23 protein-coding genes and 1 pseudogene are annotated in these 26,237 nt (G+C 70.8%); 9 read left to right on the top strand and 15 right to left on the bottom strand.

The annotated features are described in order from the left end of the window. Positions 1-39 precede the first annotated feature (39 nt). From KYY02_RS20640 to KYY02_RS20625, 4 genes are all read right to left on the bottom strand, one after another. Positions 40-927, bottom strand: coding sequence for a carbohydrate ABC transporter permease (locus KYY02_RS20640; RefSeq protein ID WP_371239967.1), 888 nt, complete (start codon positions 925-927; stop codon positions 40-42). Continuing rightward, positions 924-1,778, bottom strand: coding sequence for an ABC transporter permease (locus KYY02_RS20635; RefSeq protein ID WP_371239965.1), 855 nt, complete (start codon positions 1,776-1,778; stop codon positions 924-926). The genes KYY02_RS20640 and KYY02_RS20635 overlap by 4 nt, the downstream gene beginning before the upstream one ends. A gap of 237 nt (positions 1,779-2,015) precedes the next feature. Further along, positions 2,016-3,035: a hydroxyacid dehydrogenase gene (locus KYY02_RS20630; protein ID WP_371239963.1), complete on the bottom strand. Its 1,020-nt coding sequence runs from the start codon at positions 3,033-3,035 to the stop codon at positions 2,016-2,018. A 101-nt stretch (positions 3,036-3,136) separates the two neighbouring features. Further along, on the bottom strand, positions 3,137-3,760 hold the full coding sequence (locus KYY02_RS20625) for an SGNH/GDSL hydrolase family protein (protein WP_371239961.1): 624 nt from the start codon (positions 3,758-3,760) through the stop codon (positions 3,137-3,139). Positions 3,761-4,188: 428 nt separating this feature from the next. Between KYY02_RS20625 and KYY02_RS20620 the strand changes: the two genes are divergently transcribed. After that, complete coding sequence (locus KYY02_RS20620; protein WP_371239959.1) at positions 4,189-6,903, top strand: exo-rhamnogalacturonan lyase family protein; 2,715 nt, start codon at positions 4,189-4,191, stop codon at positions 6,901-6,903. Between the two features lie 148 nt (positions 6,904-7,051). Beyond that, positions 7,052-8,119: a rhamnogalacturonan acetylesterase gene (locus tag KYY02_RS20615; protein ID WP_371239957.1), complete on the top strand. Its 1,068-nt coding sequence runs from the start codon at positions 7,052-7,054 to the stop codon at positions 8,117-8,119. A gap of 114 nt (positions 8,120-8,233) precedes the next feature. Here the strand turns inward: KYY02_RS20615 and KYY02_RS20610 are convergent, their stop codons facing one another. After that, entirely contained in the window at positions 8,234-9,370 is a 1,137-nt protein-coding gene (locus KYY02_RS20610) for a LacI family DNA-binding transcriptional regulator (RefSeq protein WP_371239954.1), read from the bottom strand. Positions 9,371-9,684: 314 nt separating this feature from the next. On the opposite strand from KYY02_RS20610, the pseudogene KYY02_RS20605 reads away from it, so the two are divergent. Continuing rightward, positions 9,685-10,072, top strand: a pseudogene (locus KYY02_RS20605) (hypothetical protein); the annotation flags it as partial. Between the two features lie 513 nt (positions 10,073-10,585). On the opposite strand, the gene KYY02_RS20600 reads toward KYY02_RS20605, so the two are convergent. The 6 genes from KYY02_RS20600 to KYY02_RS20570 form a co-directional block, all read right to left on the bottom strand. Beyond that, positions 10,586-10,993, bottom strand: a complete 408-nt coding sequence (locus KYY02_RS20600; RefSeq protein WP_371239952.1) for a DUF6278 family protein — start codon at positions 10,991-10,993, stop codon at positions 10,586-10,588. 75 nt (positions 10,994-11,068) lie between these two features. Next, positions 11,069-11,848: an exodeoxyribonuclease III gene (locus KYY02_RS20595; RefSeq protein WP_371239950.1), complete on the bottom strand. Its 780-nt coding sequence runs from the start codon at positions 11,846-11,848 to the stop codon at positions 11,069-11,071. Positions 11,849-11,900: 52 nt separating this feature from the next. Further along, the gene (locus KYY02_RS20590; RefSeq protein ID WP_371239948.1) at positions 11,901-12,536 is read right to left on the bottom strand and encodes an MBL fold metallo-hydrolase; all 636 of its coding nucleotides are present in this window, start codon (positions 12,534-12,536) and stop codon (positions 11,901-11,903) included. Positions 12,537-12,590: 54 nt separating this feature from the next. After that, on the bottom strand, positions 12,591-13,889 hold the full coding sequence (gene pcaDC / locus KYY02_RS20585) for a bifunctional 3-oxoadipate enol-lactonase/4-carboxymuconolactone decarboxylase PcaDC (protein ID WP_371239946.1): 1,299 nt from the start codon (positions 13,887-13,889) through the stop codon (positions 12,591-12,593). 193 nt (positions 13,890-14,082) lie between these two features. Further along, a complete protein-coding gene (locus KYY02_RS20580) occupies positions 14,083-14,997 on the bottom strand; it encodes a DMT family transporter (RefSeq protein ID WP_371239944.1) in 915 nt (304 codons plus the stop codon). 1,056 nt (positions 14,998-16,053) lie between these two features. Further along, complete coding sequence (locus tag KYY02_RS20570) at positions 16,054-16,428, bottom strand: sensory rhodopsin transducer (RefSeq protein ID WP_371239942.1); 375 nt, start codon at positions 16,426-16,428, stop codon at positions 16,054-16,056. A gap of 318 nt (positions 16,429-16,746) precedes the next feature. Here KYY02_RS20570 and KYY02_RS20565 point away from each other — a divergent pair, with 318 nt between their 5' ends. From KYY02_RS20565 to KYY02_RS33985, 5 genes are all read left to right on the top strand, one after another. Next, complete coding sequence (locus tag KYY02_RS20565; protein WP_371239940.1) at positions 16,747-18,042, top strand: glycosyltransferase; 1,296 nt, start codon at positions 16,747-16,749, stop codon at positions 18,040-18,042. Between the two features lie 279 nt (positions 18,043-18,321). Beyond that, on the top strand, positions 18,322-18,648 hold the full coding sequence (locus KYY02_RS34000) for a transposase (RefSeq protein WP_442538158.1): 327 nt from the start codon (positions 18,322-18,324) through the stop codon (positions 18,646-18,648). A 46-nt stretch (positions 18,649-18,694) separates the two neighbouring features. Further along, on the top strand, positions 18,695-19,075 hold the full coding sequence (locus KYY02_RS33995; RefSeq protein ID WP_442538156.1) for an IS3 family transposase: 381 nt from the start codon (positions 18,695-18,697) through the stop codon (positions 19,073-19,075). A gap of 88 nt (positions 19,076-19,163) precedes the next feature. After that, positions 19,164-19,340 (top strand): hypothetical protein, encoded by a 177-nt coding sequence (locus KYY02_RS33990; protein WP_442538157.1) that lies wholly within the window; start codon positions 19,164-19,166, stop codon positions 19,338-19,340. Then, positions 19,267-19,617 (top strand): integrase core domain-containing protein, encoded by a 351-nt coding sequence (locus KYY02_RS33985; protein ID WP_442538155.1) that lies wholly within the window; start codon positions 19,267-19,269, stop codon positions 19,615-19,617. The genes KYY02_RS33990 and KYY02_RS33985 overlap by 74 nt, the downstream gene beginning before the upstream one ends. A 366-nt stretch (positions 19,618-19,983) precedes the next feature. On the opposite strand, the gene KYY02_RS20555 is transcribed toward KYY02_RS33985, so the two are convergent. After that, a complete protein-coding gene (locus tag KYY02_RS20555; RefSeq protein WP_371239938.1) occupies positions 19,984-21,486 on the bottom strand; it encodes a SulP family inorganic anion transporter in 1,503 nt (500 codons plus the stop codon). Positions 21,487-21,885: 399 nt separating this feature from the next. Here KYY02_RS20555 and KYY02_RS20550 point away from each other — a divergent pair, with 399 nt between their 5' ends. Next, the gene (locus KYY02_RS20550) at positions 21,886-22,317 is read left to right on the top strand and encodes a MerR family transcriptional regulator (RefSeq protein WP_371239936.1); all 432 of its coding nucleotides are present in this window, start codon (positions 21,886-21,888) and stop codon (positions 22,315-22,317) included. A gap of 559 nt (positions 22,318-22,876) precedes the next feature. Here the strand turns inward: KYY02_RS20550 and KYY02_RS20545 are convergent. From KYY02_RS20545 to KYY02_RS20535, 3 genes are all read right to left on the bottom strand, one after another. Then, positions 22,877-23,977 (bottom strand): carboxylate-amine ligase, encoded by a 1,101-nt coding sequence (locus KYY02_RS20545; RefSeq protein WP_371239934.1) that lies wholly within the window; start codon positions 23,975-23,977, stop codon positions 22,877-22,879. A gap of 621 nt (positions 23,978-24,598) precedes the next feature. Continuing rightward, positions 24,599-25,141 (bottom strand): DUF1360 domain-containing protein, encoded by a 543-nt coding sequence (locus KYY02_RS20540; RefSeq protein WP_371239932.1) that lies wholly within the window; start codon positions 25,139-25,141, stop codon positions 24,599-24,601. After that, the gene (locus KYY02_RS20535; protein WP_371239930.1) at positions 25,125-26,099 is read right to left on the bottom strand and encodes a Rieske (2Fe-2S) protein; all 975 of its coding nucleotides are present in this window, start codon (positions 26,097-26,099) and stop codon (positions 25,125-25,127) included. The genes KYY02_RS20540 and KYY02_RS20535 overlap by 17 nt, the downstream gene beginning before the upstream one ends. Between the last annotated feature and the right edge of the window lie 138 nt (positions 26,100-26,237).

Genomic DNA, 26,237 nt, shown 5'->3' with positions numbered 1-26,237 from the left:
GCGTCGGTGCGGCTGAGTCGGTGTGCGGAGCTGACGCCGTCAGCTCTTGATGGCGCCGGTGAGCACGCCCTTGGTGAAGTACCTCTGGAGGAAGGGGTAGACGAGCAGGATCGGCACGGTGGCGAGGACCAGGACCGCCATCTGGATGGTCTGGGGCGCGGTCACCGTCGCCTCGCCGGTGGTGGTGTCGGTGAGTCCGAGGCCGGAGACGACGTAGGTGCGCAGCACCTGCTGGAGCGGCCAGTGGTCGCTCTCCAGATAGAGCGAGGCGAAGAACCAGGAGTTCCAGTACGCCACGGCGTAGAAGAGGCCGACGACCGCGAGGGCCGCCTTCGACAGGGGCAGCACGATGGTCCACAGGACGCGGAGGTCGCCCGCGCCGTCCAGGCGGGCCGCCTCGTACAGCTCCTCCGGTATGCCCTGGAAGAAGCCGCGCAGGACGACGAGGTTGAAGACGTTCACCAGCACCGGCAGGACCAGGGACGAGTAACTGTCGAGCATGCCCAGCTCCTTGACCAGGAGGTAGCTGGGGATCATGCCGGGCGGGAAGAGGAAGGTGAACAGGATGAGCAGCAGCACCGGCTTGCCGCCGAAGACGCCGGGGCGGGACAGCGCGTAGGCGAGGGTGACGGTGCAGGCGAGGCTGAGCACCGTGCCCGCCACCGTGACGCCGGCGCTGACGCCCAGGGCGTGGGTGACGATCCCTCCGCTGAGGATGTCCCGGTACGCCTGGAGCGTCGGCTCGGTCGGCCACAGGACCCAGCCGCCGTTGTCGACGACCTCCTGCTGGGAGGCGAGCGAGGTCGACAGGATGACGAGGAACGGCACGCACACCAGCAGTACGACCACGACGAGGGCGATCGCCCTGGCGACCTGGGTGACGGGCTTCGGCTTCTCCATCCAGCCGGGCCTGACCTGGGAACTCATTTGTAGACCCCCTGTTCGCCGAGGCGATGCGCGACCTTGTTGGCGGCGTAGACGAGGACGGCGCCGATGACGCCCTTGAACAGGCCCGCGGCGGCGGCGTATCCGTAGTCGCCGCCGATGACGCCCTGGTAGTAGACGAAGGTGTCGATGATCTCGGCGGCCTGCGGGCCGACGGCGTCGCGCTGGAGCAGCATCTGCTCGAACCCGACGGAGAGGATGTCACCGAGGCGCATGATGAGCAGCAGCACGATGACCGGGCGGATGGCGGGCAGTGTGACGTGCCAGAAGCGGCGCCAGGGACCGGCGCCGTCGATCGCGGCGGCCTCGTACTGCTGCTCGTCGACCTGGGAGAGGGCGGCCAGGAAGATGATCGTGCCCCAGCCGGCGTCCTTCCAGATCACCTGGGCCACGACCAGCGGCTTGAAGGCGTCCGGGTTGCCGATGATGTCGACCGTGCTGAGGCCCGCGTCACCGAGATAGCCGTTCACCATGCCCGTGTCGCCCAGGACCTGCTGGAACAGGGCGACCACGATCACCCACGAGATGAAGTGCGGAAGATAGGCCACCGACTGTACGAAACGGCGGACGGAGGACCAGGTCAGGCTGTGCAGGAGGAGCGCGAGCGCCAGCGGCACGGGGAAGTAGAAGACGATCTGGAGGACGGCGATCCAGAGGGTGTTGAGGACCGCGTCCCAGAAGGCACCGTCCGCGAACATTCGCTCGAAGTTGCCGAAGCCGACCCAGGGGCTGGCCCAGATGCCGTCGAACGGCACGTACTCCTTGAAGGCGATCAGGTTCCCGGCCAGCGCGCCGTAGTGGAAGACAAGGAAGTACGCGACCCCCGGGAGCATGAGCAGGAACAAGCCCCGGCCCCGGCGTTTGTGAAAACTCTTTCGCTTGGTCGAAGCGCCTGACGGACGACGGGAAGGGCGGTTCACCGCTGATTTCCCGGGGCGCTCACGCAGCAACGCGGCCACGAAGCCTCCTCGGCTACGGGTTGGAGTGGGCTGAAGTTAAAACGTTTTCAACATCGGGTCAATACGTTCGACACATCACACGTGGACGATGCGGAGGGCTGCTCGCACCGCTCAGGCCCGCAGCGGCGCGGCCTCGGCGGTGACGGCGTGCCGTGGAGACAGGCCCGCGCCGGTACGGCGCAGTTCCTCGACGACCAGCCGCCCCATGGCGCGGCGTTCGCCGCCGACCGTTCCCGCCACATGTCCGGTGAGCATCACGTTGGGCAGCGTGTACAGGGCCGAATCGGCCTGCGGTGGCTCTTCGGCCGTCACGTCGAGCACGGCGGACAGGTCGGGTCGTTCGGTCAGCACCTCGATCATGGCCTGCTCGTCGATCACCGCTCCTCGGGCGGTGTTGATGAGTGTGGCGCCCTCGGGCAGCAGTCTCAGCAACTCCCCCGTGACCAGCTTCTCGGTGCTTCCGGGGATGAGGGGAGTGTGGATGCTCAGCACCCGTGACCGGGCAACGGCCTCGCTCAGGTCGAAGGCCCTGGCCACCTGGAAGTCGTCGAAGACGTCCGATGGAAGGTAGGGGTCCCAGGCCAGCACCCGCGTGTCCAGTCGCCGGAGCCGCTGGGCCACCTTGCGCGCCACCGAGCCGAAGGAGACCAGCCCCACGGTCTGACGAAGGATGCCGGGCACGTCGTCGACCGGCGGCAGCGCTTTCACCGCGACCATGTGCCGCGAGCGACGGTACACGTCCTTGAGCGCCAGTACGACGTGGGCGTAGACGAACTCTGCCACGGGCTCGTTGTTCGCCTCGGCCGCCGAGATCACGGTGATCCCCCGGTCCCAGACGGCATCGGTGACAAGCTTGCGGACGGAGCCGGCAGCGTGCGCCACGGTATGCAGGGCCGGCAACTCGTCCAGCACGTCGGGCGTCAGCGGCGGCGCGCCCCACGAGGTGACGAGCACTTCGATCTCCGTGCGCCGGGGGTCGGTCAGCAGTGTCCGCACGTCCGCGGCTTGCGCCACGACGTCCACGACAGCGGCCAGTTCACGCATTCCCCGGGCGCCGAACACCTCCTCGCGCAGGACGGGAGCGAGAGCCGTCGCGGCGCGGGGACGGAGCGGTGGAGTCGGGGTGGGCACATGTCCTCCTGGGAGACGGTCGGGCATCTGCACCGCGGTGCGCGGTGTCTCGCGCGAGGTCGCGGGGTGCGGTGTGCGTACGGGGTGCGGGCTGCGGTGTCTCATCCGAGGACGAGGCGGATCCACGCGTCGGCGAGCACGGAGTGGCCCAAGGCCGTCAGGTGCACTCCGTCGTCGGCGATCTCGGCGGGGTCCCCGGCCTCCCGGGCCGCCTGGTTGAGCAGGCCGTCCGCCGACAGGAGAGCCGCGTCGAACTCGGCGGCCAACCGGCGCACGACGTGGATGCGCGCGTCGAGGTCCGCGCGCCAGTCCCACTGCTCGGACCGGACCGGGACGAGGAAGGGTTCCACCAGCACCAGCCGCACTCCGACGTCCCCGGCTTGCCGGAGGAGGGCACGGTAGTCGGCGTCGTATCCCTCCACCGGCGTCCGGATGCCGTAGGTGTAGCGGTGCCAGGTGTCGTTGACCCCGATCATGACGGACACCAGGTCGGGACGGAGGCCGATGGCGTCGGTCGCCCAGCGGGCCCTCAGGTCGGCGACGCGGTTGCCGCCGACACCTCGGTTGAGGACGCCGACCCGGGGGTGGAGCACGCGAAGCCGCTCGGCGATCATACGGACGAAGCCGTCGCCGAGGTCCGCGGGATCGCCGACGTCCCGCCCGGCGGCCGTGATGCTGTCTCCCTGGAACACCAGGCGGGCGGAGTCGCCGATGGGTGGGGGCATCTGACTTCCTCTCGGCCGCACACCGCGGCGAACAATTTTGAAGCAACATGACGTGACGAGCATTGTGCCTGCCGTCATGAGCGCCAACAAGGTCCGTCTCGCTGAGATTTGGCACCGAGTGGGCCGTGTTCGCCCCTGAAGGCCCCTTATCGAGAGGGTGCCGCATGAAGAGTAGTGACGCTCTTTCGGCACTTCTGTTCAAAGCCTGGCTTGCATGTGCAGGTTGGTGTAAGCATGTGCCGCACGCCGGGACGGAGCCGCAGCCTTCCGGCGGACAAGGGCTGTCGTCACCAGCCGCTCCCGTGGCGCTGTGCCGTGCGCACCTGCCGCGCCGGACTCATACACCTGACGGACAGTCAGCCGACGCAGAGGTTCTCTGCGCCTCTCGGAAGGAGCCGCACACCGTGGGCCAACTCAGCAGACGTTCCATGCTTGCCTCCACCGCCGCAGCGGCCGGCGGAGCCGCGCTGCTCTCCGCTTCTCCGGCCGCCGCACGGCCGCGGTCCGGTCCCGTCGCCGCGCCGCTCGGTCCGGGCGGCCACGACCCCGTCACCGTGCGCTGGCTCGACGGTGCCGCACCACAGGAGGTCGCGGGCGGTACCACATGGGGTGTTCCCTGGCCCCGCGGCGCTTTCTCCCCCGAGCAGGGTTTCGCCCTGACCACCGAGTCCGGCGAGGCGGTGCCGATGCAGAGCTGGCCCATCGGCTGGTGGCCGGACGGTTCGGTCAAGTGGTCGGCCCACGCGGTGAGTTCGCAGGCGCCGAAGAGCGACTCCTACCGGCTCGCGGCGGGCGGGGAGACGGCTCCCCGGTCACCGCTGAGCGTGCACAGGGGGCGCGACCGGATCACCGTGAGCACCGGGGTGATCGACGTCGAGTTCGGACGCGCCGGGGACCGGGTCGTCACGTCGATCCGCCGCGGTCGCACGGTCATCGCCAAGGACGGCCGGCTCGTCGCCTCGCGGCAGGACCGACCCGGCGCCGACGGCGCTCCCGTCATCAAGTCCGAGGCGTTCACCGGCTTCGTGAGCGGCGTCACCGTGGAGCAGGACGGTCCCGTACGAGCCGTGGTCAAGATCGACGGCAAGCACCGGAAGGGCCGTCGTGCCTGGCTGCCCTTCGTCGTCCGCTTCTACCTGTACGCGGGCTCGGACGCCATCCGCGTCGTGCACACCTTCGTCTTCGACGGCGACGAGAAGAAGGACTTCGTCAACGGCCTCGGCGTACGGTTCACGGTTCCCCTGCGCGGAGAACTCCACGACCGGCACATCCGCCTGGCCGGCGACGGCACGGGCGTACTCGCCGAAGCCGTGCGCGGGATCACGGGACTGCGCCGCGATCCTGGCGAGGCTGTCCGCAAGGCCCAGTACGAGGGGAAGAAGACCCCCGACACCAGCACTTGGGACACCCGGGTGACCTCCCGTCTGCAGTACATCCCCGCGTTCGGCGACTACAGCCTGAGCCAGCTCAACGCCCACGGCTTCGAGATCAACAAGCGGACCGGTGTGGGCCGCTCCTGGATCCGGGTCGACGGCGGCAGGCGCGCCCGGGGGCTGGGTTACGTCGGCTCCCCCTCCGGCGGGCTCGCGTTCGGTATGCGCAACTTCTGGCAGCTGCACCCGACCGAGCTGGAGATCTCGGGTGCGGCCGGCGACGAGGCCCGGGCCACCGTCTGGATGTGGTCGCCGCGTGCGAACCCGATGGACCTGCGCTTCTACCACGACGGCATGGGGCAGGACACCTTCCCCGAGCAGCTCGAGGGTCTGGAAGTCACCTACGAGGACTACGAGCCCGGCTTCGGCAGCCCCTACGGTGTGGCCCGGACCACGGAGCTGATGTTCTGGGCGCTGGAGGCCACGCCCACCGCCGAGCGCTTCAGCGCCCTCGCCGAGGCGAACGCGGCACCGCCCCTGCTGGTGTCCGGTCCTGAACACAACCACAGCACCGGTGTCTTCGGGTCCTGGGCCCCGGTCGACCGTTCGAACCCGGCCAAGAAGGAGCTGGAGGACAAGCTCGACTTCATGCACCGGTACCACCTGGAGCAGGTGGACCAGCGGTCCTGGTACGGGTTCTGGGACTACGGCGACATCATGCACAGCTACGACGAGGACCGGCATGTGTGGCGCTACGACGTCGGCGGCTACGCCTGGGACAACTCCGAGCTCTCCACCGACCTGTGGCTCTGGTACCACTACCTGCGCACCGGGGACGCGAAGGCGTTCCGGTTCGCCGAGGCCATGACCCGGCACACCGGTGAGGTGGACATGTACCACATCGGCAAGTACCAGGGACTGGGCACCCGGCACGGCGTGATGCACTGGGGGGACAGCGCCAAACAAGTACGCATCAGCAACGCCGGCTACAAGCGCTTCCACTACTTCCTCACCGCCGACGAACGCGTCGGCGACCTGCTGCACGACCTGGTCGACTCCGACCGGAGCTTCCTGGTCCTCGATCCCGGGCGCAAGGTAAACGGCGGCAACGGCGAGTTCGACCCCGACCCCAAGGCGCTCCTCGTCGGCAAGACCACCGACTGGGGCTCGCTGGCCATGGCCTGGCTCACCGAGTGGGAACGGGGCGGGAAGGCGATCGCCCGCACCAAACTGATCAACGGGGCCCGCTCGATCGCCGCGTTGCCCAACGGCTGGGCGCAGGGCGGGAAGGTCACCTACAACCTGGCCGACGGCACGTTCACCGGGCCCACCGAGAAGCTCGTGTCCATCGGTTCCCTCAGCTCCGTCTTCGGACTGATCGAGGTCATGACCGAACTGAACGACCTGATCGACGACGCCGAAGTGAAGGCCCAGTGGGTGCGGTTCTGCCGGCTGTACAACGCCACCAGGGACGAGCAGAGAGAGGCCAGCGGTTCCTCCTGGGGCAACCAGAACCTCCGGCAGGCGTACTCGCGCGCCACCGCCTACGCCGCGAAGCACCTCGGCGACGAGAGGCTGGCCAAGCGCGCCTGGAAGGAGCTGCGCACCGGGCACGCCGGGTACCCCGAGGACCATCCGTTCACCGCCGAGCGCATCGAGGGCCCTGCCGTGCTGAACCCGGTCGACGAGGCGGACCTCGGCACCAACGCGAGCGCCCAGTTCGGACTGGCGGTCATGCAGTGCCTGGCCCTGGTGGGCGACGAGATCTGACCCACGGGCGCGGGGCCCGGCCTCGCCGACACGGCAGGACGTGAGCGCGGCCCCGTCGGCCGGCGGCCGCGCTCACGTCGTGCGGTGGAGTGCCCCGGCCCCCCTGGCCACCACCCACGCACCCTCCCCTCCGAAGGGATACCACCTCATGCCGACATCCACCCGTCGCACGACGACGCGTCTCGGCGCCACCGCGCTGACCACCGCCGCTCTGACCGTCGTGGGTCTGCTCGCCGTCCCCGGGCAGGTGAGCGCAGGCCCCCGGAACCTCCTTCCGCGGCAGTGCACGGGGGACGCGCCCGTCGTCTGTCACTTCGACGTACCGCCCGGCAACTACACCGTCACCGCCCTGCTCGGCGGTGACACGGCGGGCAGCACCGACATCACGGCCGAGACCCGGCGCACCATGCTGGCCGAGACGCCGACCGAGGCCGGCCGGAAGGTCCTCCGCAGCTTCACGGTGAACGTGCGCGAACCGGAAGGACAGCCCACCGGCCCTGCCGGGAGCCCGGGCCTCGACCTGACGTTCGGCGGCAGCGCCCCTCGGCTCGCCGGCCTGCACGTGGCGCCCGCCCGCCGGGCACCGCAGATCCTCCTGGCCGGTGACTCCACCGTCTGCGACCAGTGGAGGGAGCCGTACACCGGGTGGGGCCAGGAGCTGCCCCAGTTCCTGCGCGGCCGGGCGGCGGTGGCCAACCACGCGGACGGGGGCGAGAGCACGCAGTCGTTCCTCGACGAGCCGGTGTTCTTCGACGCCCTGGAGGCCGAGATCCGCCGTGGTGACCTCGTCCTGATCCAGCTAGCCCACAACGACAAGGCGACCACCTCCGAGCAGTACCGCGCCAACCTCACGGAGATGGCGGAACGGGTCCGCGCCCGGGACGGCAAGCCGGTCTTCGTCACCCCGATCGTGCGGCGGCGGTTCCACAGGGACGGCACCCTCAACTCCGTGGCGCTGCACGTCATGAAGGCCGACCTGCCCATGGAGATGCGCGCCCTGGCCGCCGAACTGAACGTGCCGCTCGTCGACCTGACGGCCATGACGAAGGAGCTGGTGGAGGGGCTGGGCGTGGAGGCCTCCAAGGCGCTGTACCTGCACGGCGACACCATCAGCGACAACACGCACACCTCGGAGTACGGCGCCGCGCGCTTCGCCCGTCTCGTGGCGGACGACCTGCGGTCGCAGCGGCTGCTCCCCGGGCGCTACGTCCGGTGATCTCCCGCTGACCACCACGGTCCGGGCCGGCCTGCCCGGAGCGCCGGTCCGGGCAGGCCCGTGTCCGGGGGCCGCCCCGTTTCACGGATCGTCTCCCCGCCCTCGGTTCCCTGCTCAGTCCCCTCGATGCGCCGTCTGTGCGCCGCAGGACGACCTGACGACGAGGCGGGGCTGGAGAAACAGCTGCCGCACGGGGACGGCCGCGGGATCGGGCGCGTCGATGCGGTCGAGAAGGAGCCGTGCGGCCTGCTCGCCGAGCTGTTGCTTGGGCGGGGCAACCGCGGTGAGAGGTACGTCCGCGAGGGAGGCGATCTCGTCGTCGTATGCGATCAGGGCCATGTCGTCCGGGGTGCGCAGGCCGCGGACGCGCAGGCGGCGCATCAGCTCGATCGCGTCATGGTCGGAGTGCACCAGAGCCGCCCGGGTCCCGCTCGCCAGGCACGCCTCGATGAACCGCTCATAGTGTTCGGCCGCCTCCGTCGAGCCCATGGTGGGCCGACCGCTGTCGTGGAACGGCGCGTCCGGTGCCAGGGCCAGCCGTTCCACCGCCGCCCGGTGGCCGTCTCTCACCTGGTCCGCGGTGGGGCTGCCGTTGGTGAACAGCGCGACGGCCCGGTGCCCCAGCCCGGCGAGGTGGCCGGCCGCGGCGAAGGCCCCTTGCCGGTGGTCGGAGACCACGAACTCGCACGAGGCGAACGGGTCGGACGGCTGACGCTCCATGAGGAGGAAAGGCAGTCCCGTGGCTTCCAGGAGCCCTTGTGTCTCGGCCGGCAGTTCGTGGCCTGCCGCGGAGGCGACGAGCAGCCCTGAGGCGCCGGAGGCCCTGAGGCCCTCGATGCGCTCCGCCTCGTCCCCTTGCGCGTAGTCACTGAGACTGATCACCGCGCGAGCACCCCGCTCGGCCGCCACGGCCTGCACGCCCGCCACGACGCGAGGGTAGTAGTACGTGGCCGACGGAACCAACAGCCCCAGCGTGCGTTCGGGCGGGGGTGGTCCAATGCGGGCGCCTCCGGTGGCGCCGCCGGGCTCGTCGTCGGTCTCCGCCGCGGTGGCACCGCGCGACGCGGTCACCACGGCACCACCGCGGACACGGCTCAGTCGCCCTTCCGCCTCCAGGTCGAGCAGGTCGCGGCGCACCGTGGCACGCGAGACGCCCAGGCGCGCGGCGAGATCGACCACCTTGAGGCCGCCCGACGCCTTCAATTCGCTGAGCAGCTGATCACGCCGCTGGGCGACGAGCATCTCCGCCATTGCCCCTCCCTGAACAGATGTTGAGCATCTTAAAGGAAGTTGAGCCATGAGGCGGAGAGCGGCCGTACCCGGCGCCCCGTACTCAGACCCGTGGGGTTGTCCCGCCCGGTAAGACACCTTCTGCCCCCGCGAGCGGGGTGGAGCCGGCGGACGGGGCCCCTGCGGGTACGAGGTCCTTCACCCTCGTGTCCGCAGGGGTGCACAGGACCGCCGTCCAGGTGCGTCGTGCGCCGAGCTCCTACCGATCGGCCGGGGCTGTCACGTAGCGGGTGTTCGGGTGAGGCGGCTGCTTCATGCCGGCGCCGATGAAGGGCCCGGGCGTCACCGAGTACGTGCTGCCCGGCGCGGCTGACCGCCGGCGAACGGTGCGAGAGGCGGCCGCTGTTCCTGTTCCGCGGCCGACGCGCGATCACCGGCCGGGCCGCGACCCGCTGCCTCGCCCGCGACCACGAGCGGCTGGCCCGCAAGCACGGCTCGAGCTCGTTCGTCCTGCTGCTGAAAGTGATCAGTTCACGGGCGTACGGCCCCGGCGTGGTCCAACCGGTCGCGGACGTGCCGAGGGCCGCGCAGACCGCGCTGCCGCCTGCCGCGCCGTGCACCGGGCGGGCTGACCTCGCTCAGCACCACCCGTCCGGCGCGCAGCTGACCTTCTCCTCCTCGGCGGACGACCCGTCGGGGTCGCGCCCGCCGCACGAGCAGTGATCTCCGGCTGCCGCCGGACGGGACTGGCCGATGTGATCCGCCGCCCCGTGGACGCGGGGCGGTGGGCCCCTCCCGATGACGGTGCCCCCGCTCCTGACGCGAAGACCCCTCCCCCACCGGGATGAAGGAACCATCGTAGTCGAGGTCCGGGCGGACCGGTCCAGGGGCGTCACCGCGGTCGTCGTCCGAGGGCCTCGGGAGGAGGCCGCCGGCGCGGTCGGCGCTGGGACCGCCGCGGAGTCCACCGGGCGCGCGATCCTCCACGACCCGGCCGTCGGTCCTCGGAGCGGACCGGACCTGACGGTCCCCAGCCGGTCGATCGCCCCGCACCGGACTCCCCGGCCCCGGCGGGCCGATGACGGCGACCGCCTCCTCCCTGTCCGCGACGGTCCCGGTGTCCTGCGGGACAGGGAGGTCCCGGAGCATTCGTCGACGTCACACAGCTCGCCCAGCGGAGCGACGGCAGCACCCGTCCCTTCTCACCCTCATCCGTGTGCACACCGGGCAGGGACCTCACGCCTCAGCGACCTCCGCGTACAGCTGCGACAGTTCGGGCACGCCGTCGGCCGCCCACTCGTGTCCGGCGTCCACGACGTCGAACTCCCGGCCGGAGGGGAGCCGTACGACCGGCTGGCCGTCGGTCCGGATCTCCCAGGCGGCCCCCGGCACGGTGCGCACGATGACGGTGCCGAGGTACAGTCCGGCGTCGTTGCCCAGCCAGGTCGAGGCCTCCTCGTCGTCCCGCCAGCGCGGCACCAGCTGGTCCAGCGCCTCCAACGAGGCCGGGGAGTCGTCGAGTCGGACCCCCGCCCGGTCGGCCTGGGAGCGTAGGAGTTCGCACTCGGCGAGGAGTTCCGCGATGCCCTCGGAATCGGGAACCCCCGTCTTCCGGCGCCGGTTGCCCAGGAAAGGGATGTTCATACCGCCAGCCTGTCACTCGTACCGTGTCGCGCACCACAGGCGCGCGGGGTCGGACGACGGCCGGCCGGCGCCTCGCTACACGTCGAGGTCCACCACGACCGGTGCGTGGTCCGAGGCGCCCTTGCCCTTGCGCTCCTCGCGGTCGACGTAGGAGTCCGTGACCGCCTTCGTGAAGGGTTCGTTGCCGTACACCAGGTCGATCCGCATGCCGCGGTTCTTGGGGAAGGCGAGCTGGCGGTAGTCCCAGTACGTGAAGGGGTGGTCGTACTTGAGGGGGCGCGGGACGACGTCGGAGAGGCCGGTCTCGCGCAGGGAGGCGAGGGCGGCGCGCTCGGCGGCGGTGACGTGGGTGGAGCCCTCGAAGACGGCCCGGTCGAAGACGTCGTCGTCGGTCGGGGCCACGTTGTAGTCGCCCAGGACGGCGAACGGCCGGCCGCCCGCCGCGTCGCCGGCCACGGCGGCCTTGAGCGCCTCGAACCACTGGAGTTTGTACGCGTAGTGGGGGTGGTCCAGCTCGCGGCCGTTGGGCACGTACACCGACCAGACACGGACCGGGCCGCAGGTCGCGGAGACGGCGCGGGGTTCGACGGAGCCGTCGTAGCCGGGATCGCCCGGCAGGCCCTTGACGACGTCCTCGAGGCCGACGCGGGAGAGCACCGCGACACCGTTCCACCGGCCGGTGGCGTTCACCGCCGACTCGTAGCCCAGCTCGCGCAGCTCCTCCACCGGGAACTTCTCCTCGGCGACCTTGGCCTCCTGGAGGCACAGCACGTCCGTGCCGCTGCTCTCCAGCCAGGCCAGGAGCCTCGGCAGGCGGGCGGTGATCGAGTTCACGTTCCAGGTCGCGATGCGCATGTTCCCCAACCTACCCGGCGCCGGTGACAACGCCCGCCCGCCGCCCGCGGGGTCACAGCTCGGCGGAGCCTCCCGGTGCGAGCCGCAGGTGTTCCGTGCCGCCGAGGGCGCCGATCTGACGGTCGTAGATCGGGCGGGCGAGGTCGGTGAGGAGGGCGTCGTGGATGTCGTAGGCGCGCTGCGGCTTCACCTCGCGGACGTAGTCGATGACCTCGGAGATCTTGTTCCAGGGGGCCATGACCGGCAGCATCAGCGTCTCGACCGGCCGGTCGGGGACGGTGAGCGCGTCGCCGGGGTGGAAGAGCTTCCCGCCGTCGACGAGGTAGCCGACGTTGGTGACGCGCGGGATGTCCGGGTGGATCACCGCGTGGAGCTCACCGTGGACCTGGACGTCGAAGCCGGCGGCGGTGAAGGCGTCGCCGTGGCCGACGGTGTGCACGCGGCCCGGGAAGGCCGCCGAGAGCTGCTCCGCGACCGACTTCAGGGTCCAGACCGCAGCGGCCGGATTCGCCTCCAGGACTGCCCGCAGCCGGCCCTCGTCGAAGTGGTCGAGGTGCTCGTGCGTGACCAGGACGGCGTCCGCGCCCAGAGTCGCGTCCTCCTCACTGAACGTCCCGGGGTCGAGGACGAGGACGCGGCCGTCCTTCTCCAGGCGGACGCAGGCGTGCGACTTCTTCGTGAGCTTCATGGTTCCATCCTGCCCCCGTGCCGCCCACGACCGCGCGCAGCGCCCCGGAGGTGTTCACTCCTGGGGCGTGGTCTCCTCGCGGATGACCTGCTGGGCCACCCGGAAGGCGCTGCTCGCCGCCGGGACGCCGCAGTAGACGGCCGTCTGGAGCAGCACCTCCTTGATCTCGTCCGGGGTGAGCCCGTTGCGCAGGGCGGCCCGGGTGTGGAAGGCGAGCTCCTCGAGGTGGCCGCCGGCGACTAGCGCGGTGAGGACGACGCAGCTGCGGGTGCGCCGGTCGAGTCCGGGCCGGTCCCAGACCTCGCCCCAGGCGTATCGGGTGACGAGCTCCTGGAAGTCGCCCGAGAACGCGTCGGTCCCGGCCAGCACCCCGTCGACGTGCGCGTCGCCCAGCACTTCCCGGCGGACCTTGAGTCCGGCCTCGTAGGGGTCCGGTCTGCCCTGCGGCTGCTGCGGCGCGACGGGCGGCGGGGCGATCTCGGCGACGGGGGCCTGCTGCTGCGGGGCGACGGCCGGGGCCGGCTTCACCGCCACGGGCATGGCGACGTGGCCGGTGGCGGTGTCGAAGCCGGGCTGCCAGGCGGTGGAGAAGTGTCGCACCAGCAGATCGGTGACGGCGGCCGGCTGCTCCACCGGCACCAGGTGGGAGGCTCCGGGCACGACGGCGAGCCGGGCGTCCGGGATCCCGGCGACCAGCGTACGGGCCTCGGCGGGGCCGGTGACCTGGTCCTCGGAGCCGACCAGCACCAGGGTCGGCACGCCGACGCTGCCGAGTCCGGCCCGCACGTCGAACGAGGCGAGCGCCTCGCAGGCGGCGATGTAGCAGCCGGGGTCGGTGGTGCGCACCATCTGCACGGCCCACTCGGTGATAGCGGGCTGGGCGGCGGCGAACCCGCCGGTGAACCAGCGCTCCGGTGCCGAGCGGGCGATGGGGTCGAGCCCGTTGGTCCGCACGACCACCCCGCGTCGGCGGAACTCGTCCGCCGTGCCGAAGCGGGGCGAGGCGGCGATCAGCGCGAGGGAGGCGAGGCGCTCGGGGTGGCGCAGGGCCAGCTCGATCCCCACGGCGCCGCCGAGCGCACAGCCCGCGTAGCCGAAGCGCTGCACGCCGAGCCCTTCGAGGGTGGCGAGCAGCCGCGTGGTGAGATCGGCGACCGAGCCCGCGGGGTGGGCGGGGGCGCCTCCGTGTCCCGGCAGATCGAACCGGAACACACGCCACTGCTTCGTCAGCTCGGGGACCTGCCGGTCCCACATGTGCCATGTGGTACCCAGTGAGGGACCCAGGATCAGGACCGGGGCCTCTTCTGGCCCGTCAAAGCGGTATTGCAGGGTGTTCGGCGGTGTCTCACTCACGCCCCGCACCCTCTCACGTCTCACAAAATCTCACACAGCCGGGGAAGCCGGCGGCCCGATGCACCCGGGGCTCGGCCCGTCGGGCACTGCCGACGGCCTCGTCGATCGTCACCGCATCCTCCTCGGATAGCAGCACGTTCCGTCACCACCGAATGTGAGACAGGGCCGTTGATATCAGACACTCCTCCCCACGTCACCGGGCCCGTCGCCTCTGTCCGTCCGCAGACCGCAGCCCGGGCAGCTCCCTTGGTGGGCGTCCGTGCAGGACGGCGATCAAAGGTGAGGAGTTCAAGCTCACGACTCCGGCTGTCACCAGCGCCAGTCCGGTCATGGTGACAGCCGTCTCGGGCCAGCCCACACTCACGACCTCGCTGAAGACGGCCGTGCCGACGGCGACGGCGACCACCGGTTCCGTGGCGTCGATCACTGTCATGCTCGCGGCCAGCGGGCCCTGCTGGAAGGCGCTCTGGATGAGGAGGAGTCCGCCCATGCTGGCCACGACGAGTGCGTATGTCTGCCAGGCCGCCACCACGGCGAGCGGCCCGTCCCGGAGCCGCTCCACGGTGGCTGCCAGCAGCACGGACTGGGTGCCCATCACCGCCCCGGCCGCAAGTGCCGTCGCCGACGCCCGCCACGGCCCGGACAGCCGTCGCGCCGCCGACAGAGCAGCGAAAACCACAGCGGACACCGAACCCAGAATGAAAAACCAGGACGAGACGGGCGCCTCGGGGTGACCTCCGTGCGGGCGGGCGGAGACAAGCGCAAGAGTCAGCCCGATGGCCACCGTCAAGGTGCCGAACCACTCCCGCCGTCCAAGGCGCATCCTGTACAAGCGGGCCGACAGCGGCACGGCGAAGATCAGCTCCGCGACGATCAGCGGCTGCACCAGGCTGAGTGGCCCGAACGCCAGCGCGAGCGACTGGAATCCGTACGCGAGCACGGCCAACCCGATGCCGCACAGCCACACCCGGTTTCGTACGAGATGCGTCAGCAGGCGTAGGGACAGCGCTTCGGTGTCCGGTCGTGCGCCAGCCGCCCACTGTTGCAGGACTCCGGCCACGGCGAAGCACAGTCCGGCGGCGAGCGAGGCCAGGACGGCCGTCGTCATCGGTAGCTCCACCGGGTGTCAGTCGGCCCTCCGGCGAGATCCCGCACTTTGCGGCCGTCCGGTGTCGTTTCGCGAGAGCCGGAGGCGGAAGGGAACCGGCAGCATGGCGAAGGGTCAGTACGTTCCGCTGGCCATGCGCTACGGGCCTCGAGAGGGGCCGGGGGCCAGGCATCGATCGGTTGCGTTGATGTGACGCACGGCGTCGGCTTGCATGCGCCGGCCACGCATGGTACCGGTTTGCGTTCGCGGTGTGATGGGGCGGGTGGGCCTGGCCGAGCGGCCCCGCGGCGTCGTCCTGTTCCGACGCTGAAGGGAACGCTGGGGTCAGGCGGCCTTACGGTGGCGGGCGACATCGAGGGTCCGGTCCAGGGAGACGAGCACTGGTGCGGTCAGCTTGTTTGCCATCTCATTGTTGGCCCAGCGGAGTGGCCGGGGCGGTGCGTACGCCTGGGCGAGTCTGACCTCCGCGCCCAGCATGCGCAGCCGGGCCGGGCTGAGAACCTTGCGCAGTGCGGCCGGCTCCCCCGTTCCTCACGGGCCGCCTGGCCGGTAACGGCGCGGTGGAACTGGTTGAGCTGTCGGAGATAACCGCTGCCGTACGGACCGGTGCGCCGCAGCCGGACCAGCAGGCGTTTGGCTTCCTTCGCCTCGTTGCGACGGCGGGCGATGAGCTCACGCCCGTGCTTCAGCGCTCGGCGGGCGACGGGGTGGACGAGTGCTTCCCCGGCGGCCTCGTGGACGGCCGGCAGGCGCGTCAGCCGGTCGAGGTTCCGGCGGCGCTGCGGCCCGGGCAGAGCGGCTCGCAGAAATCCGAGTCTGATCTGCCGGTGCTGGTGGGCCAGCAGGTCGACGACGTTCTCGCCGCCCAGCGCGCGGACCGCCTGCAGAGGCAGGGCCCGAGCCGGCTTCGTGGCCTTCGCCGTCATCCTCATGACGAGGATCGGCTTCGCCGCGGCAATCCGCGATGCCCTCTTCGTCAACGCTCCCATGAGTTCTCCTCGCTCCCATGCTGGAGGTCGTGGACGACTCGGTGGGCACCCGCGCTGTCGTCCTGACTCAGCCTGCAAAGCAGGAGATGGTCGACAGCAGGGCGTTCGCCGGTCGGCGACTGTCCAGGCGTGTGTGCTGGACGACCACCGGCACGTCGCTGACCAGCACCGACGCGTAGTCTGCGCCGATCGGCACCTGCCCTTCCTCCGCGAGTCCGTTGAACCGCTGGTGCAGCGTACGCCGCGCGGGCACCGTCGCGGCGCAGTGCCCGGCGGGCTCCCGGTCCGGAAAGGACAGCGCGATCTGCACGTGAGCCTCCGCATCACTGGTACTGAGGATGCATGTGGTCTCGTGGCTTGTCATCTCCACCTCGGGCCCGGTGCTGGAAGCCGGGATGAAGCCCTCGGGGACGCCCCATGTGCGCCGACCGAGGTGTTCCACAGTCGTTTCCTCCTTGCTCCGCCCCGGAACCGTCTGGGCCGGCCCCGGGTGCCACGGAACCGGGTACCGGGACAGGCGAGTGTCTGCGCAGTGGCGCACTCAGGGTGACGCGAGTGGCCGACACCGCCGGTTTGGAGTGTCGCTCCCCGCCGGGCCGGGAATCCTCGGTGGGTCGGCAGTCCTCGGCAGGCGGCTCATTGCGGGCATACCGACCACGGTTTTGCGTGGAGGAGGGCCGGGTACCTCTGAGCCATGTCCCCTCCCCCGCGCCATCTGAACAGCGCGGCTGAGCGCCGACCCGACATTCTCTCCGTTGCGGTGCTGGTGGACCTGCTGAGGAACGGCTCGGCGGGAGGGCACGTGAAGTGCTGGGAGAGGTTTGCCGAGGCGGCGGCCCGTCGAGCACCGGACGACCGGGGAACCGCACTGGACCTGACCGTCTACGTGCTCGGAGACCATGCGTACGTCGAAGAGCTCTCGCCCCGGGTGCGGTTCGCGGCCCTGCCGCCAGTGCTGAGCACCGCCCCCATCGTGCGGTCGGCGGCCGGCGTGGACGTCACCGATCTCGCGCCCTTTCACCCTGCTCTCGCCAGGCTGCTGCCAGGGCACGACGTATGGCACATGACCCATACCTTTGCCCTCGGCTCGACTGCGGCCCGCCTCGTCCAACGGCTCTCCGGCCGCGGGCGACCCGGGCTGGTGGGCTCCCTCCACACGGACGTCCCGGCCCTGGCCTCCGTCTATACCCGGCAGATTCTCGGCAAGGTGCCCGGCGTTTCCTTGACGGATTTCCGCCCGACGGCTGGTCTGCCCCGGCTCGCTGAGGGCTTGCTGCGGCGTCGCCGCGACCGGCTCCTGCGCCTGTGCGACCGCGTGCTGGTCCCCACGCCGGCCGCCCGCGAGGAAGTCGGCTGGGTGGTCGGACCCGGCCGAGTCGGCCTGCTGCGGCGTGGCGTCGACCGCGAGCTTTTCCGCCCCGACCCTGCGGCCCGGGGAGAACTGGTCCGTGACTTCGGCCTCCCCGTCGACCGGCCGCTGGTGCTTTTCGCCGGACGGGTGGACGCGTCGAAGGGCGCCTTCATCGTCGCCGAGGCGGTCCACCGCCTCAGACAGGGTGGCCTCGACACTCATCTCGTCGTCGCCGGTTCGGGAGCCGACGCCGACCGCGTCAAGAAACTGCTGGGCCGCGCGGCGACTCTCCTCGGTTCCCAGCCGCAACGTCTCCTGGCTCGTGTGTACGCGGCCTGTGACATCTTCGCCTTCCCGTCCCACACCGAAACGATCGGCAACGTAGTGGCCGAGGCGATGGCCTCCGGGCTTCCGGTCGTGCTGCCGGCGAACGCGACCACCACCCAATGGCTCGCGGAGCCTGGAAGGGATGGCCTGCTGGTGGACGACGACACGTCCGACGCGTGGGCCAGGGCACTGGGGAGTCTGCTGGCCCAGCCCCAGGCTCGGCAGGCCATGGGGCAGCAGGCGGCCAGAACGGCGCGGTCGCAGCACCCCACGTGGACCGACGTGCTGGAGCAGGACCTGGTGCCCGTCTGGGCAGATAGCGCTCGGGCGCACTCGGGCGAAAGACGCGCACAGGAAGGGCGACACGCGCCGCCGTAGAGCATGAGGACGTCCACCCTCAGCGCCCGGGGCTTGACTGATGGCGGAAGCGGCACCCGCATCAGCTGGGACAAGACGGCGACCCTCGAGAGCCTGCGCACGTGCACACCGTGAGTACGCCGCCACAGAAACGGAAGGAGAGGCCAGGCGTTTCGACCCGGCGTTACGGGTCGCCGGCGCTGACTGCCTCGGCGACGGCAGGCTCAACGGTAGTAGAGGCGGAGCGGGATGAACCGCCCCGTGTCAGGTGGAGGCTCGATTCCATAAAAGGATCGAGTCATGGCACGACCCTCCCGTTACCCGCTTGAGCTGCGCCGTCGTGCGGTGCGCATGACCGCCGAGGTCCGCGGCGACCATCCGAATAAGACGGCCGCCCTGCAGGCGGTGGCGGACAAGCCCGGCATCGGTTCCCGTGAGGCGCCGCGGATCTGGGTCAAGCAGCACGAGACCGACGCCGGGCAGCGGCCGGGGACGACGACGGAGGAGTCCACCCGGCTCAAGGCGCTCAGGAAGGAGAACGCCGAGCCCAAGCGGGCCAACGAGATCCTCAAGGCCGCGGCGAGTTCCTTCGCGGCCGAGTTCGACCGGCCACACACGTGCTCGTAGCCTTCATCGACGAGTACCGGGACCGCTTCGGCGGGGTCGAGCCGATCTGCGGGACGCTCACCGAGCACGACTGCAGGATCGCCCCTTCCACCTACTACGCCCACCACAAACGCCTCCAGGCTCCCTCCGCCCGTCGCGTCCGCGACGGGCGGAGCTCAAGAAGAAGATCAAGCAGGTCTACACGTCCGACAACCGTGTCTACGGGGCGAGGAAGATCTGGCGCGAGCTGAACCGGCAGGGCCGTCCGGTGGCCCGCTGCACGGTCGAGCGCCTGATGCGCGAACTCGGCCTCCAGGGCGCGGTCCGCGGCAGACGCGTCATCACCACGATTCCCGGCGGACAGGTGGAGCGAGCGCCCGACCTGGTCGACCGTGACTTCGTCGCCGCCGTCCGAACCGCTGCCGAGCAGCGGACTTCACCCACGTGAAGACGTGGTCCGCGGTCGTCCACGTCGCCTTCGTCGTGGACGCCTCCTCCCGCCGGATCGTCGACTGGTCGGCTGGTCGGCGGCCACCGTGAAGGAGACCGTCTTCCTCCCGGACGCCCTGGAGATGGCGATCCGGCAACGCGACCTCGATCAACGGCCGGTGGAACCAGGCGAGTTGATCCATCACTCGGATGCCGGGCCGCAGCCCAGACTCAACCGGTCGCCGCAACACCTCGAGACCGTCGGCATCGCCGCGAGCACCTGATCCGTCGGCGACGCCTACGACTGTCAGTCTGTTCGTACCGGATCCCGCAAGGGTCAACGCCCTGATGGAATCGACGGTGGGCCTTTACGAGACTGAGTTGATCAAGCCTCGACGGTTCCGGAAGACGCTCCCCCAGGTCGAGCCGGCCACCGCCGAGTGGGACGACTGGTACAACCACAGGCGGCTCCACGGTGAGGTAGACCATGTCCAGCCGGTCGAATGCGCGGCCGACTACTCCACCGCGCTCACGAAACCCCAGGTCACAACCACCATCTGAGATCTCTGCCGAACCCGGGGCGATTCAATCAGCGGGTCGACGAGGGCCGAGACGCCGGTGGTCCGGCCGGACGCGGTCATCGCCATGGCGAGTACGCGGCAGTCCACCGTCGTCCGGCTGCGGAAGCCCCGCCCGGACGACGGTGCGGCAGGTGCGGAAGGCGGCACGGGATCCCGGTGGAAGGCGCTTGGCGGGGTGGCTCCGTGTTCCTCCTCCGACAGGCTCTCCGGGAGGCCCCGGGGACTTCCGGGAGGAGCGAGGACCGGGACTCCGAAGCTCGTCAGGCACTGTCCCGGCCCCGGTCGTGCGCGAGGAGGCCGCCGGTCCCGCGTTCCGTGGTGTGCCGCGGGGCAGGCGGCCGGTCCGTCAGTGGCCGCCGGTGAGCTGTCCGGCCAGGCGACGGCGCATGTCGGCGCTGGGCCCGTTCAGGCCGACGACGGTGGCCTTCTTGCCTCGCTGGGCGTACTTGGTCTCGATCGCGTCCAGGGCGGCGACGGAGGAGGCGTCCCAGATGTGGGTGCCGGACAGGTCGATGACCACGTCGTCCGGGTCGCCCGTGTAGTCGAACTGGTGGACGAGGTCGTTGGACGAGGCGAAGAACAGCTCCCCGGTGACCGAGTAGACGACCTGCTTGCCGTCGGGGTCGACGACGCCGGAGACGTTGACCAGGTGCGCGACGCGCTTGGCGAAGATGATCATCGCGGCGACGGTGCCGACCACCACGCCGATGGCCAGGTTGTGGGTGGCGACGACGAAGCCGACCGTGGTGACCATGACGATCGTCTCGCCCACCGGCATCCGCTTGAGCGTCTTGGGCTGGATGGAGTGCCAGTCGAACGTGCCCACCGACACCATGATCATGACGGCGACCAGGGCTGCCATGGGAATGTCGGAGACGACGGAACCGAAGACGACGACCAGGATGATCAGGAAGGTGCCAGCCAGGAAAGTGGAAAGGCGGGTGCGGGCGCCCGAGACCTTCACGTTGATCATGGTCTGGCCGATCATGGCACACCCGCCCATGCCGCCGAAGAAACCGGTGACGATGTTGGCGACGCCCTGGCCGATGGACTCGCGGGTCTTGTTGGAGTGGGTGTCGGTGATGTCGTCGACCAGCTTCGCGGTCATCAGCGACTCCATCAGGCCGACCAGCGCCATCGCAAGCGCGTACGGGGCGATGATCGTCAGCGTGTCCAGCGTGAACGGCACGTCCGGCAGGCCCGGCACCGGCAGGGAGGAGGGCAGCTCGCCCTTGTCGCCGACGTCGGGGACGGCGATGCCCGCGCCCACGGTGATCACGGTCAGGATCACGATGGACACCAGCGGGGCCGGGATCACCGTGGTGATCCTCGGGAAGAACACCATGAGGGCCAGACCGGCGGCGATGAGCGGGTAGACGGCCCAGGGCACGTCACGCATCTCCGGCACCTGGGCCATGAAGATCAAGATGGCCAGGGCGTTGACGAAGCCCACCATGACGCTGCGCGGCACGAACCGCATCAGCTTGGCGACTCCGAGGACGCCGAGGACCACCTGGAAGAGGCCGGCGAGGATGACTGCCGCGACCAGGTAGCCGAGGCCGTACTCGTGGTTGAGGGGTGCGATGACCAGGGCGATGGCACCGGTCGCGGCGGAGATCATCGCCTTGCGGCCACCCACGACGGAGATGACGACGGCCATCGTGAAGGAGGCGAACAGGCCGATCGCCGGGTCCACCCCGGCGATGATCGAGAACGAGATCGCCTCCGGGACGAGCGCCAGGGCGACGACCAGCCCGGCCAGCACCTCAGTGCGCACGACCTTCGGGGACGCGAGCCAGTCCGGCTTGGACAGGCGCAGCTTGGGAGCTTGGGACAGCGGTGAGGACATGCAACCGTTTCTGTTCAGGCGCACGTGTCCATTCCCGCTGGACACACGCGCTCGGCGTACGTGATCCCGATGAGGAATCGTCCGGGCCCGGCCGCCTCGGCGGGCCTTGCCGGACAGGGCGGCAACCCTGGGTCGCCGGTCGGGCGTCATTGCCCACGGGTCTTCAGTGCCGCCGGAGACCCGGCCGGGGCCGACGCCGCGGCGGCTCCACTCCTGCCGCGCAGCGGACAGCGAAGGTGAACACCGTGGACAGTCTACCCTGACGTGAGGGCAGAGTGTGAGTTGCGGCTTGTGAAGCGCAGGTAAACGGCACCCGTGTTCCTGTGATTGTTCTTACGTAGAGTAGTTCCCTTGGCTCATTTCGAAACCAGGCGGACAGCAGAGGGAGATGGCAGGACGATGACGGAACAGCGGCAGATGCAGATCGGCGAGGTCGCCGAACGGACCGGTTTGTCGCTGCGCACCATCCGTCACTACGAAGAGGTCGGCCTCGTTATTCCCTCGGCCCGCAGCAAGGGCGGCTTCCGGCTGTACACGGAGGCCGACGTCGAGCGCCTGATGGTGATCCGCCGCATGAAGCCACTCGACTTCTCCCTGGAGGAGATGCGGGATCTGCTGGACGTCACCGACCGGCTCGCCGCTCCCGACGGTTCACCGGCCGGCGAGGAGAGGGAGCGGTTGCGGGAGCGCCTGGACTCCTACCGGAAGGTGGCCGAAGCGCGCTGTGAGACGTTGCGCGCGCGGCTGGCGATGGCCGAGGACTTCGCCGCCGCACTGCAGCGCCGGCTCGAGGCGGAGTCCGGCAGGAAGACGCCCGACGGCAGAGCGTGAAGAGCCTCCTGCGTGTGACCGGCGTGAGACCCGTTCTCGCATGCTCCCGGCCAGGCGCCGGCGTGTGAGCGCGTCCGGTGCGGCTCGTGCCTGTGTCCCCGCTCGGCGCGCGGGAAGGATGCCGCGGTGCGCCCGGCCGGGGTCCGCAGGCGCACCAGCGTCCGGTGGACGGCCGGGGCTCCCAGCGGCCCGCGCCGTTCTCGTCGGTCCTGCGGGCACGGGCGGCCTTGATCCGACCGTCGGCGGTCGTGCGGGAGCGGGACCAGACGCCGCACGCCTCCACCCTCTCGAATCCCATGTCCCCAAAGCCGGTCCGACCGGTGCGCAGATCGGCCATGACGCGCTGGATCAGCACCTCGGTGCGGGTGTCGGAGGACGGGGCGGCCTCGTCGAGGACGGGAATCGGCGGTGCGGTGAGGAAGGCGCGGCGGCGGTGAGGACGGGGCGCCCGCCGGCGCTGAGGTCGGCGCCGTTCTCGTCGGGCAGGGTGTCGTAGCCGTCGGGCAGGGCGCGGATGAAGTGGTCGGCGCGGGCTGCCGTCGCCGCCGGCTCCGGGCGGTCAGGGCGCGTCGCCGGCTCCGATGATCATGGTTATGAGTGCGTCGAGGCCGTGCGCGGCCAGCGTGTGACGCTGGCGCTCCGCGCCCGTACCCGTCTGCAGCAGACGGTGGACCAGCGAGGTCACCTTGTGGCTGTCGCCGGACTCCTCCAGGGCAGGACCGACATGCGCCAGCAGCTTGTACACGGCGTCCTGCGCCCGTCCGCGCTCGCCTCCCGGATCGATCAGGTCACCGCTCAGCCCGTACCGCGCGGCCTGCCACATCGCCGCGTCCATCAGCTCCGGGTCCGGGTCGGGCTCCTCGATCCCGTCGGCCGTCTCACGCCGGGCGGTGTCGACGAGGGCCCGCAGCAGCCCGGCGAACATCACCGCTTCGTCCGTGCGCAACTGGACGTCGAGGCAGCGGATCTCGACCGTGGGGTACTTCTCGGACAGACGCGCCTGCCAGTACAGCTGGCCGGTGTCTCCGATCACCCCGGCCGCCAGCAGGCGGCGTACCCGTGCGTCGTAGTCCGAGTCGTCGGCGAAACGCGGCGGGACACCGCTGACGGGCCAGCGCCCGAAGACCACGGTGCGCCAGCTGGCGAAGCCGGTGTCGTGGCCTTCCCAGAGGGGGGAGTTGGCCGACATGGCGGCCAGCAGCGGCAGCCAGACGCGGATCCGGTTCAGTACCCGGACACCGACGGACCGGTTGGGTACGGCGACGTGGACGTGCATGCCGTTGACCAGCTGCTCGGCCACCAGCTGCGGTGCCTGCTGCTGAAGGGCCCGGTAGCGGGCCCGGTCGGTGACGGGTACCGGCAGTGCCGCACGCAGCGGTGGCGTGCCGCTCGCCATGATTCGGCACCCGTGCGCCTCCGCGGCCCCGGCCACGGCGTGCCGCAGACGCAGCAGGTGTCCGCCGACCTCGTCCACCGTGCCGCACACCGGGGTGGCCACCTCGATCTGCGCCTGCAGCAGTTCCGGCTGGACCTCGCCGGCGGTGACGAACGGCTCCAGGCCGACCGCCGCCCGCACCTTCTCCGCGCGTGGCACCAGCCTGCCGGTGCCCGGCTCCACCAGCATGTACTCCTCTTCCACACCGACGGTCGTGGTCATCATCGGCCTTTCGTCGCTGTTACGCGGCGTATGGACGGTGCTCGTGGAGTGCCATGGTCCTATCAGACCAGATTCGATGAAGCCGACCGCCTCCACCACCGGGGAATCAGCCCTACCGCCCGTCGTGCTCATCGCCGGCCGGTCCGTGGCGGGATCCGGCGTATGCCGCGTCGCGGAACCGGCGCAGTCGTCCGGTGGGACGCAGACCGGCGAGGCCGTGGGCGGCAGGGGTCGCAGGGCACCGTGCGGGTGCCCGGAGCGGTGTGTACGGCCTCCGGGCTCAGCGAGGCGAAGGGGTGCCAGGGACCGTCGGCGGCGGCCGCACGCAGGTCGAAGCTGACGGGCCGGCGGGCCGGCGGGCCGGATCCTGGAAAGCGCCACCGGCGCCGGCGCCCCGCCGTCCACCTGGCCACGCCCTGAACTTGTCGTCGACCTGCTCCACAGGACGGTGTACGCCTTCGTCACCGAGGCCGCCGCCGACGCCCCGGCCGCCCGCTCGGGCCCTGGCCCGGGGCGACGGCACGCCGCGACGCGTCCCGGCCACCGACTCCGACACGGGTCCGCCGCCCCGGGGGCGGTGACCGCCGTGCCCCGGCTCCGCCGCGAGGCGCACGTGGGGCGGGGTCACTCACCGGTGGTCTTGTCCACCAGCGCGCCGTACGTCAACTGCAACGCGTCCGCACCGGCCAGGGCGGTGAGCGCCCCCATGGTGACGCGGGTCGCGCGCGGGCAGAGCAACTGCCCGGCGGTGAGGGTCGAGGCCACCCAGACGCTCACGCAGAACGGACAGGTGACCAGTTCACCGGCCGTGCTCCTGCCCTCCTCGGACCGTGCTTCCTCGTGCAGCTCGGCCGGCCCCTGCGGGCCCTGGAACGTGGTGAAGGGGGCCCTGAGCGGGCTGGTCACCGACGCCTTGCTCAGCAGTCGGCTCAGCCGGAACGTCGCCACCGCGGTCAGCGCCACGTCCCAGGGGTCGGGCCGGTCCGGCAGCGGACGCCCGCGTACCTTCACCACCGTCGCCCAGGCCGCGGTGTACACGCCGAAGGCCGCCATGGCAGCCGCGTAACCACGCAGCGGGCGCTCCTCCCCCGCCGAGTACGTGCGTTCGGCGCGTCGAAGTCGTTGCCTCAGGCGGTCCGCGAAACGGCCGTCAGTCGCTGTGCCCATGCTCCCTGCCCTCTTCCGTCCCCGTCGGTGTCTCGTCCGCGTCGCGGCCGGCCGTCTCCTCCGTCGTCCCGTCCTCCTCGCGGAGCCTGACCTCCACACGCCCGTCGATGACGCGGGTGTCGAAGGCGGGCTGGGGGGCGGTGGCGGGGCCGCGGACGTTCCAGCCGTCCGAGAGCCGGAAGACGCTGCCGTGCCAGGGACACCGGACACACCCGTCGGCGACCGTGCCCTCGGACAGCGGCCCGGCCAGGTGGCTGCACCGCTCGGCCAGCGCGTGGAAGGCGCCGCCGGGTTCGCGCACCACCAGCACCGGCACGTCGTCCACGATGCGCCGCACGGGCTGCCCGGCGGGGAACTCGTCCACGGTTCCGATCCGGTGCCAGCCCTTTCCGACGACGTGCGGCACCGCCTCGGCGTGGTTGGCGCCGGAAGCCTGCCGGTAGGAGAGATGACCGCCCAGCATGCCTCCCAGACCGACCGCGGTCAGCCCGAGGAAGCCGTACGTCCGGCCCGCTCCGGCCCGCCCGGTGAGGCGGCAGAGGAGCGAGGCGCCGTACAGGCCCACGGCCGCCGTGTTGGCCATCGCGTGCACCAGCCCCACCCGCTTCTGCTGACGGTGGAGTTCCGCCCAGTCGACCACGCCCGCCAGCGCGGCGGGCCCGGCCGCCGCCAGTCCGACACCCACCAGGAGACCGGCCTCCCGGGAGCGGCCGGGGTACAGGTCGAGTACCGCGGCGGACATCCAGCTGCCGATCGGTACCTGCACCATCAAGGGGTGCACGGGATGGCCCAGCCACCTGCCGTGCAGTCCGTCCCGTGCACGGCCCAACGGGAGGGCGCGCACGCTCCTGCCGAGCTTGTCGATCGCCGCGTCCGCCCTGGGATCACGCTCCAGGGCGTCGAGCAGCCACAGCATCCGGTTTTGGCCCGTACGGCGACGACCCGGCTTCTTGTTCATGGACGCAGGGTCCCCCCACGGACGAGGGACAAACAGCTACTCAGTGCCTCCTGTGCCCGCCCGGAGTGTGCGGGCGGTCGTCGCCGCCCGCACACTCCGGTCGGCCGAGCAGGTGTCCGGCCTGCCGGAGGGGGGCCG

The organism is Streptomyces pimonensis, assembly GCF_041380215.1.
Taxonomy (GTDB): Bacteria; Actinomycetota; Actinomycetes; order Streptomycetales; family Streptomycetaceae; genus Streptomyces; species Streptomyces pimonensis.
Note: the sequence above shows the minus strand (reverse complement) of the source record. Positions and strands in the feature narration are given on the sequence as shown.

Excerpts from the sequence above, each read along its gene's own strand:
- KYY02_RS20640 (WP_371239967.1), bottom strand. The coding sequence starts at position 927 with ATGAGTTCCCAGGTCAGGCCCGGCTGGATGGAGAAGCCGAAGCCCGTC.
- KYY02_RS20635 (WP_371239965.1), bottom strand. The coding sequence starts at position 1,778 with ATGCTCCCGGGGGTCGCGTACTTCCTTGTCTTCCACTACGGCGCGCTG.
- KYY02_RS20625 (WP_371239961.1), bottom strand. The coding sequence starts at position 3,760 with ATGCCCCCACCCATCGGCGACTCCGCCCGCCTGGTGTTCCAGGGAGAC.
- KYY02_RS20620 (WP_371239959.1), top strand. The coding sequence starts at position 4,189 with ATGCTTGCCTCCACCGCCGCAGCGGCCGGCGGAGCCGCGCTGCTCTCC.
- KYY02_RS20615 (WP_371239957.1), top strand. The coding sequence starts at position 7,052 with ATGCCGACATCCACCCGTCGCACGACGACGCGTCTCGGCGCCACCGCG.
- KYY02_RS20610 (WP_371239954.1), bottom strand. The coding sequence starts at position 9,370 with ATGGCGGAGATGCTCGTCGCCCAGCGGCGTGATCAGCTGCTCAGCGAA.
- KYY02_RS20600 (WP_371239952.1), bottom strand. The coding sequence starts at position 10,993 with ATGAACATCCCTTTCCTGGGCAACCGGCGCCGGAAGACGGGGGTTCCC.
- KYY02_RS20595 (WP_371239950.1), bottom strand. The coding sequence starts at position 11,848 with ATGCGCATCGCGACCTGGAACGTGAACTCGATCACCGCCCGCCTGCCG.
- KYY02_RS20590 (WP_371239948.1), bottom strand. The coding sequence starts at position 12,536 with ATGAAGCTCACGAAGAAGTCGCACGCCTGCGTCCGCCTGGAGAAGGAC.
- KYY02_RS20580 (WP_371239944.1), bottom strand. The coding sequence starts at position 14,997 with ATGACGACGGCCGTCCTGGCCTCGCTCGCCGCCGGACTGTGCTTCGCC.
- KYY02_RS34000 (WP_442538158.1), top strand. The coding sequence starts at position 18,322 with ATGGCACGACCCTCCCGTTACCCGCTTGAGCTGCGCCGTCGTGCGGTG.
- KYY02_RS33985 (WP_442538155.1), top strand. The coding sequence starts at position 19,267 with ATGCCGGGCCGCAGCCCAGACTCAACCGGTCGCCGCAACACCTCGAGA.
- KYY02_RS20555 (WP_371239938.1), bottom strand. The coding sequence starts at position 21,486 with ATGTCCTCACCGCTGTCCCAAGCTCCCAAGCTGCGCCTGTCCAAGCCG.
- KYY02_RS20550 (WP_371239936.1), top strand. The coding sequence starts at position 21,886 with ATGACGGAACAGCGGCAGATGCAGATCGGCGAGGTCGCCGAACGGACC.
- KYY02_RS20545 (WP_371239934.1), bottom strand. The coding sequence starts at position 23,977 with ATGATGACCACGACCGTCGGTGTGGAAGAGGAGTACATGCTGGTGGAG.
- KYY02_RS20540 (WP_371239932.1), bottom strand. The coding sequence starts at position 25,141 with ATGGGCACAGCGACTGACGGCCGTTTCGCGGACCGCCTGAGGCAACGA.
- KYY02_RS20535 (WP_371239930.1), bottom strand. The coding sequence starts at position 26,099 with ATGAACAAGAAGCCGGGTCGTCGCCGTACGGGCCAAAACCGGATGCTG.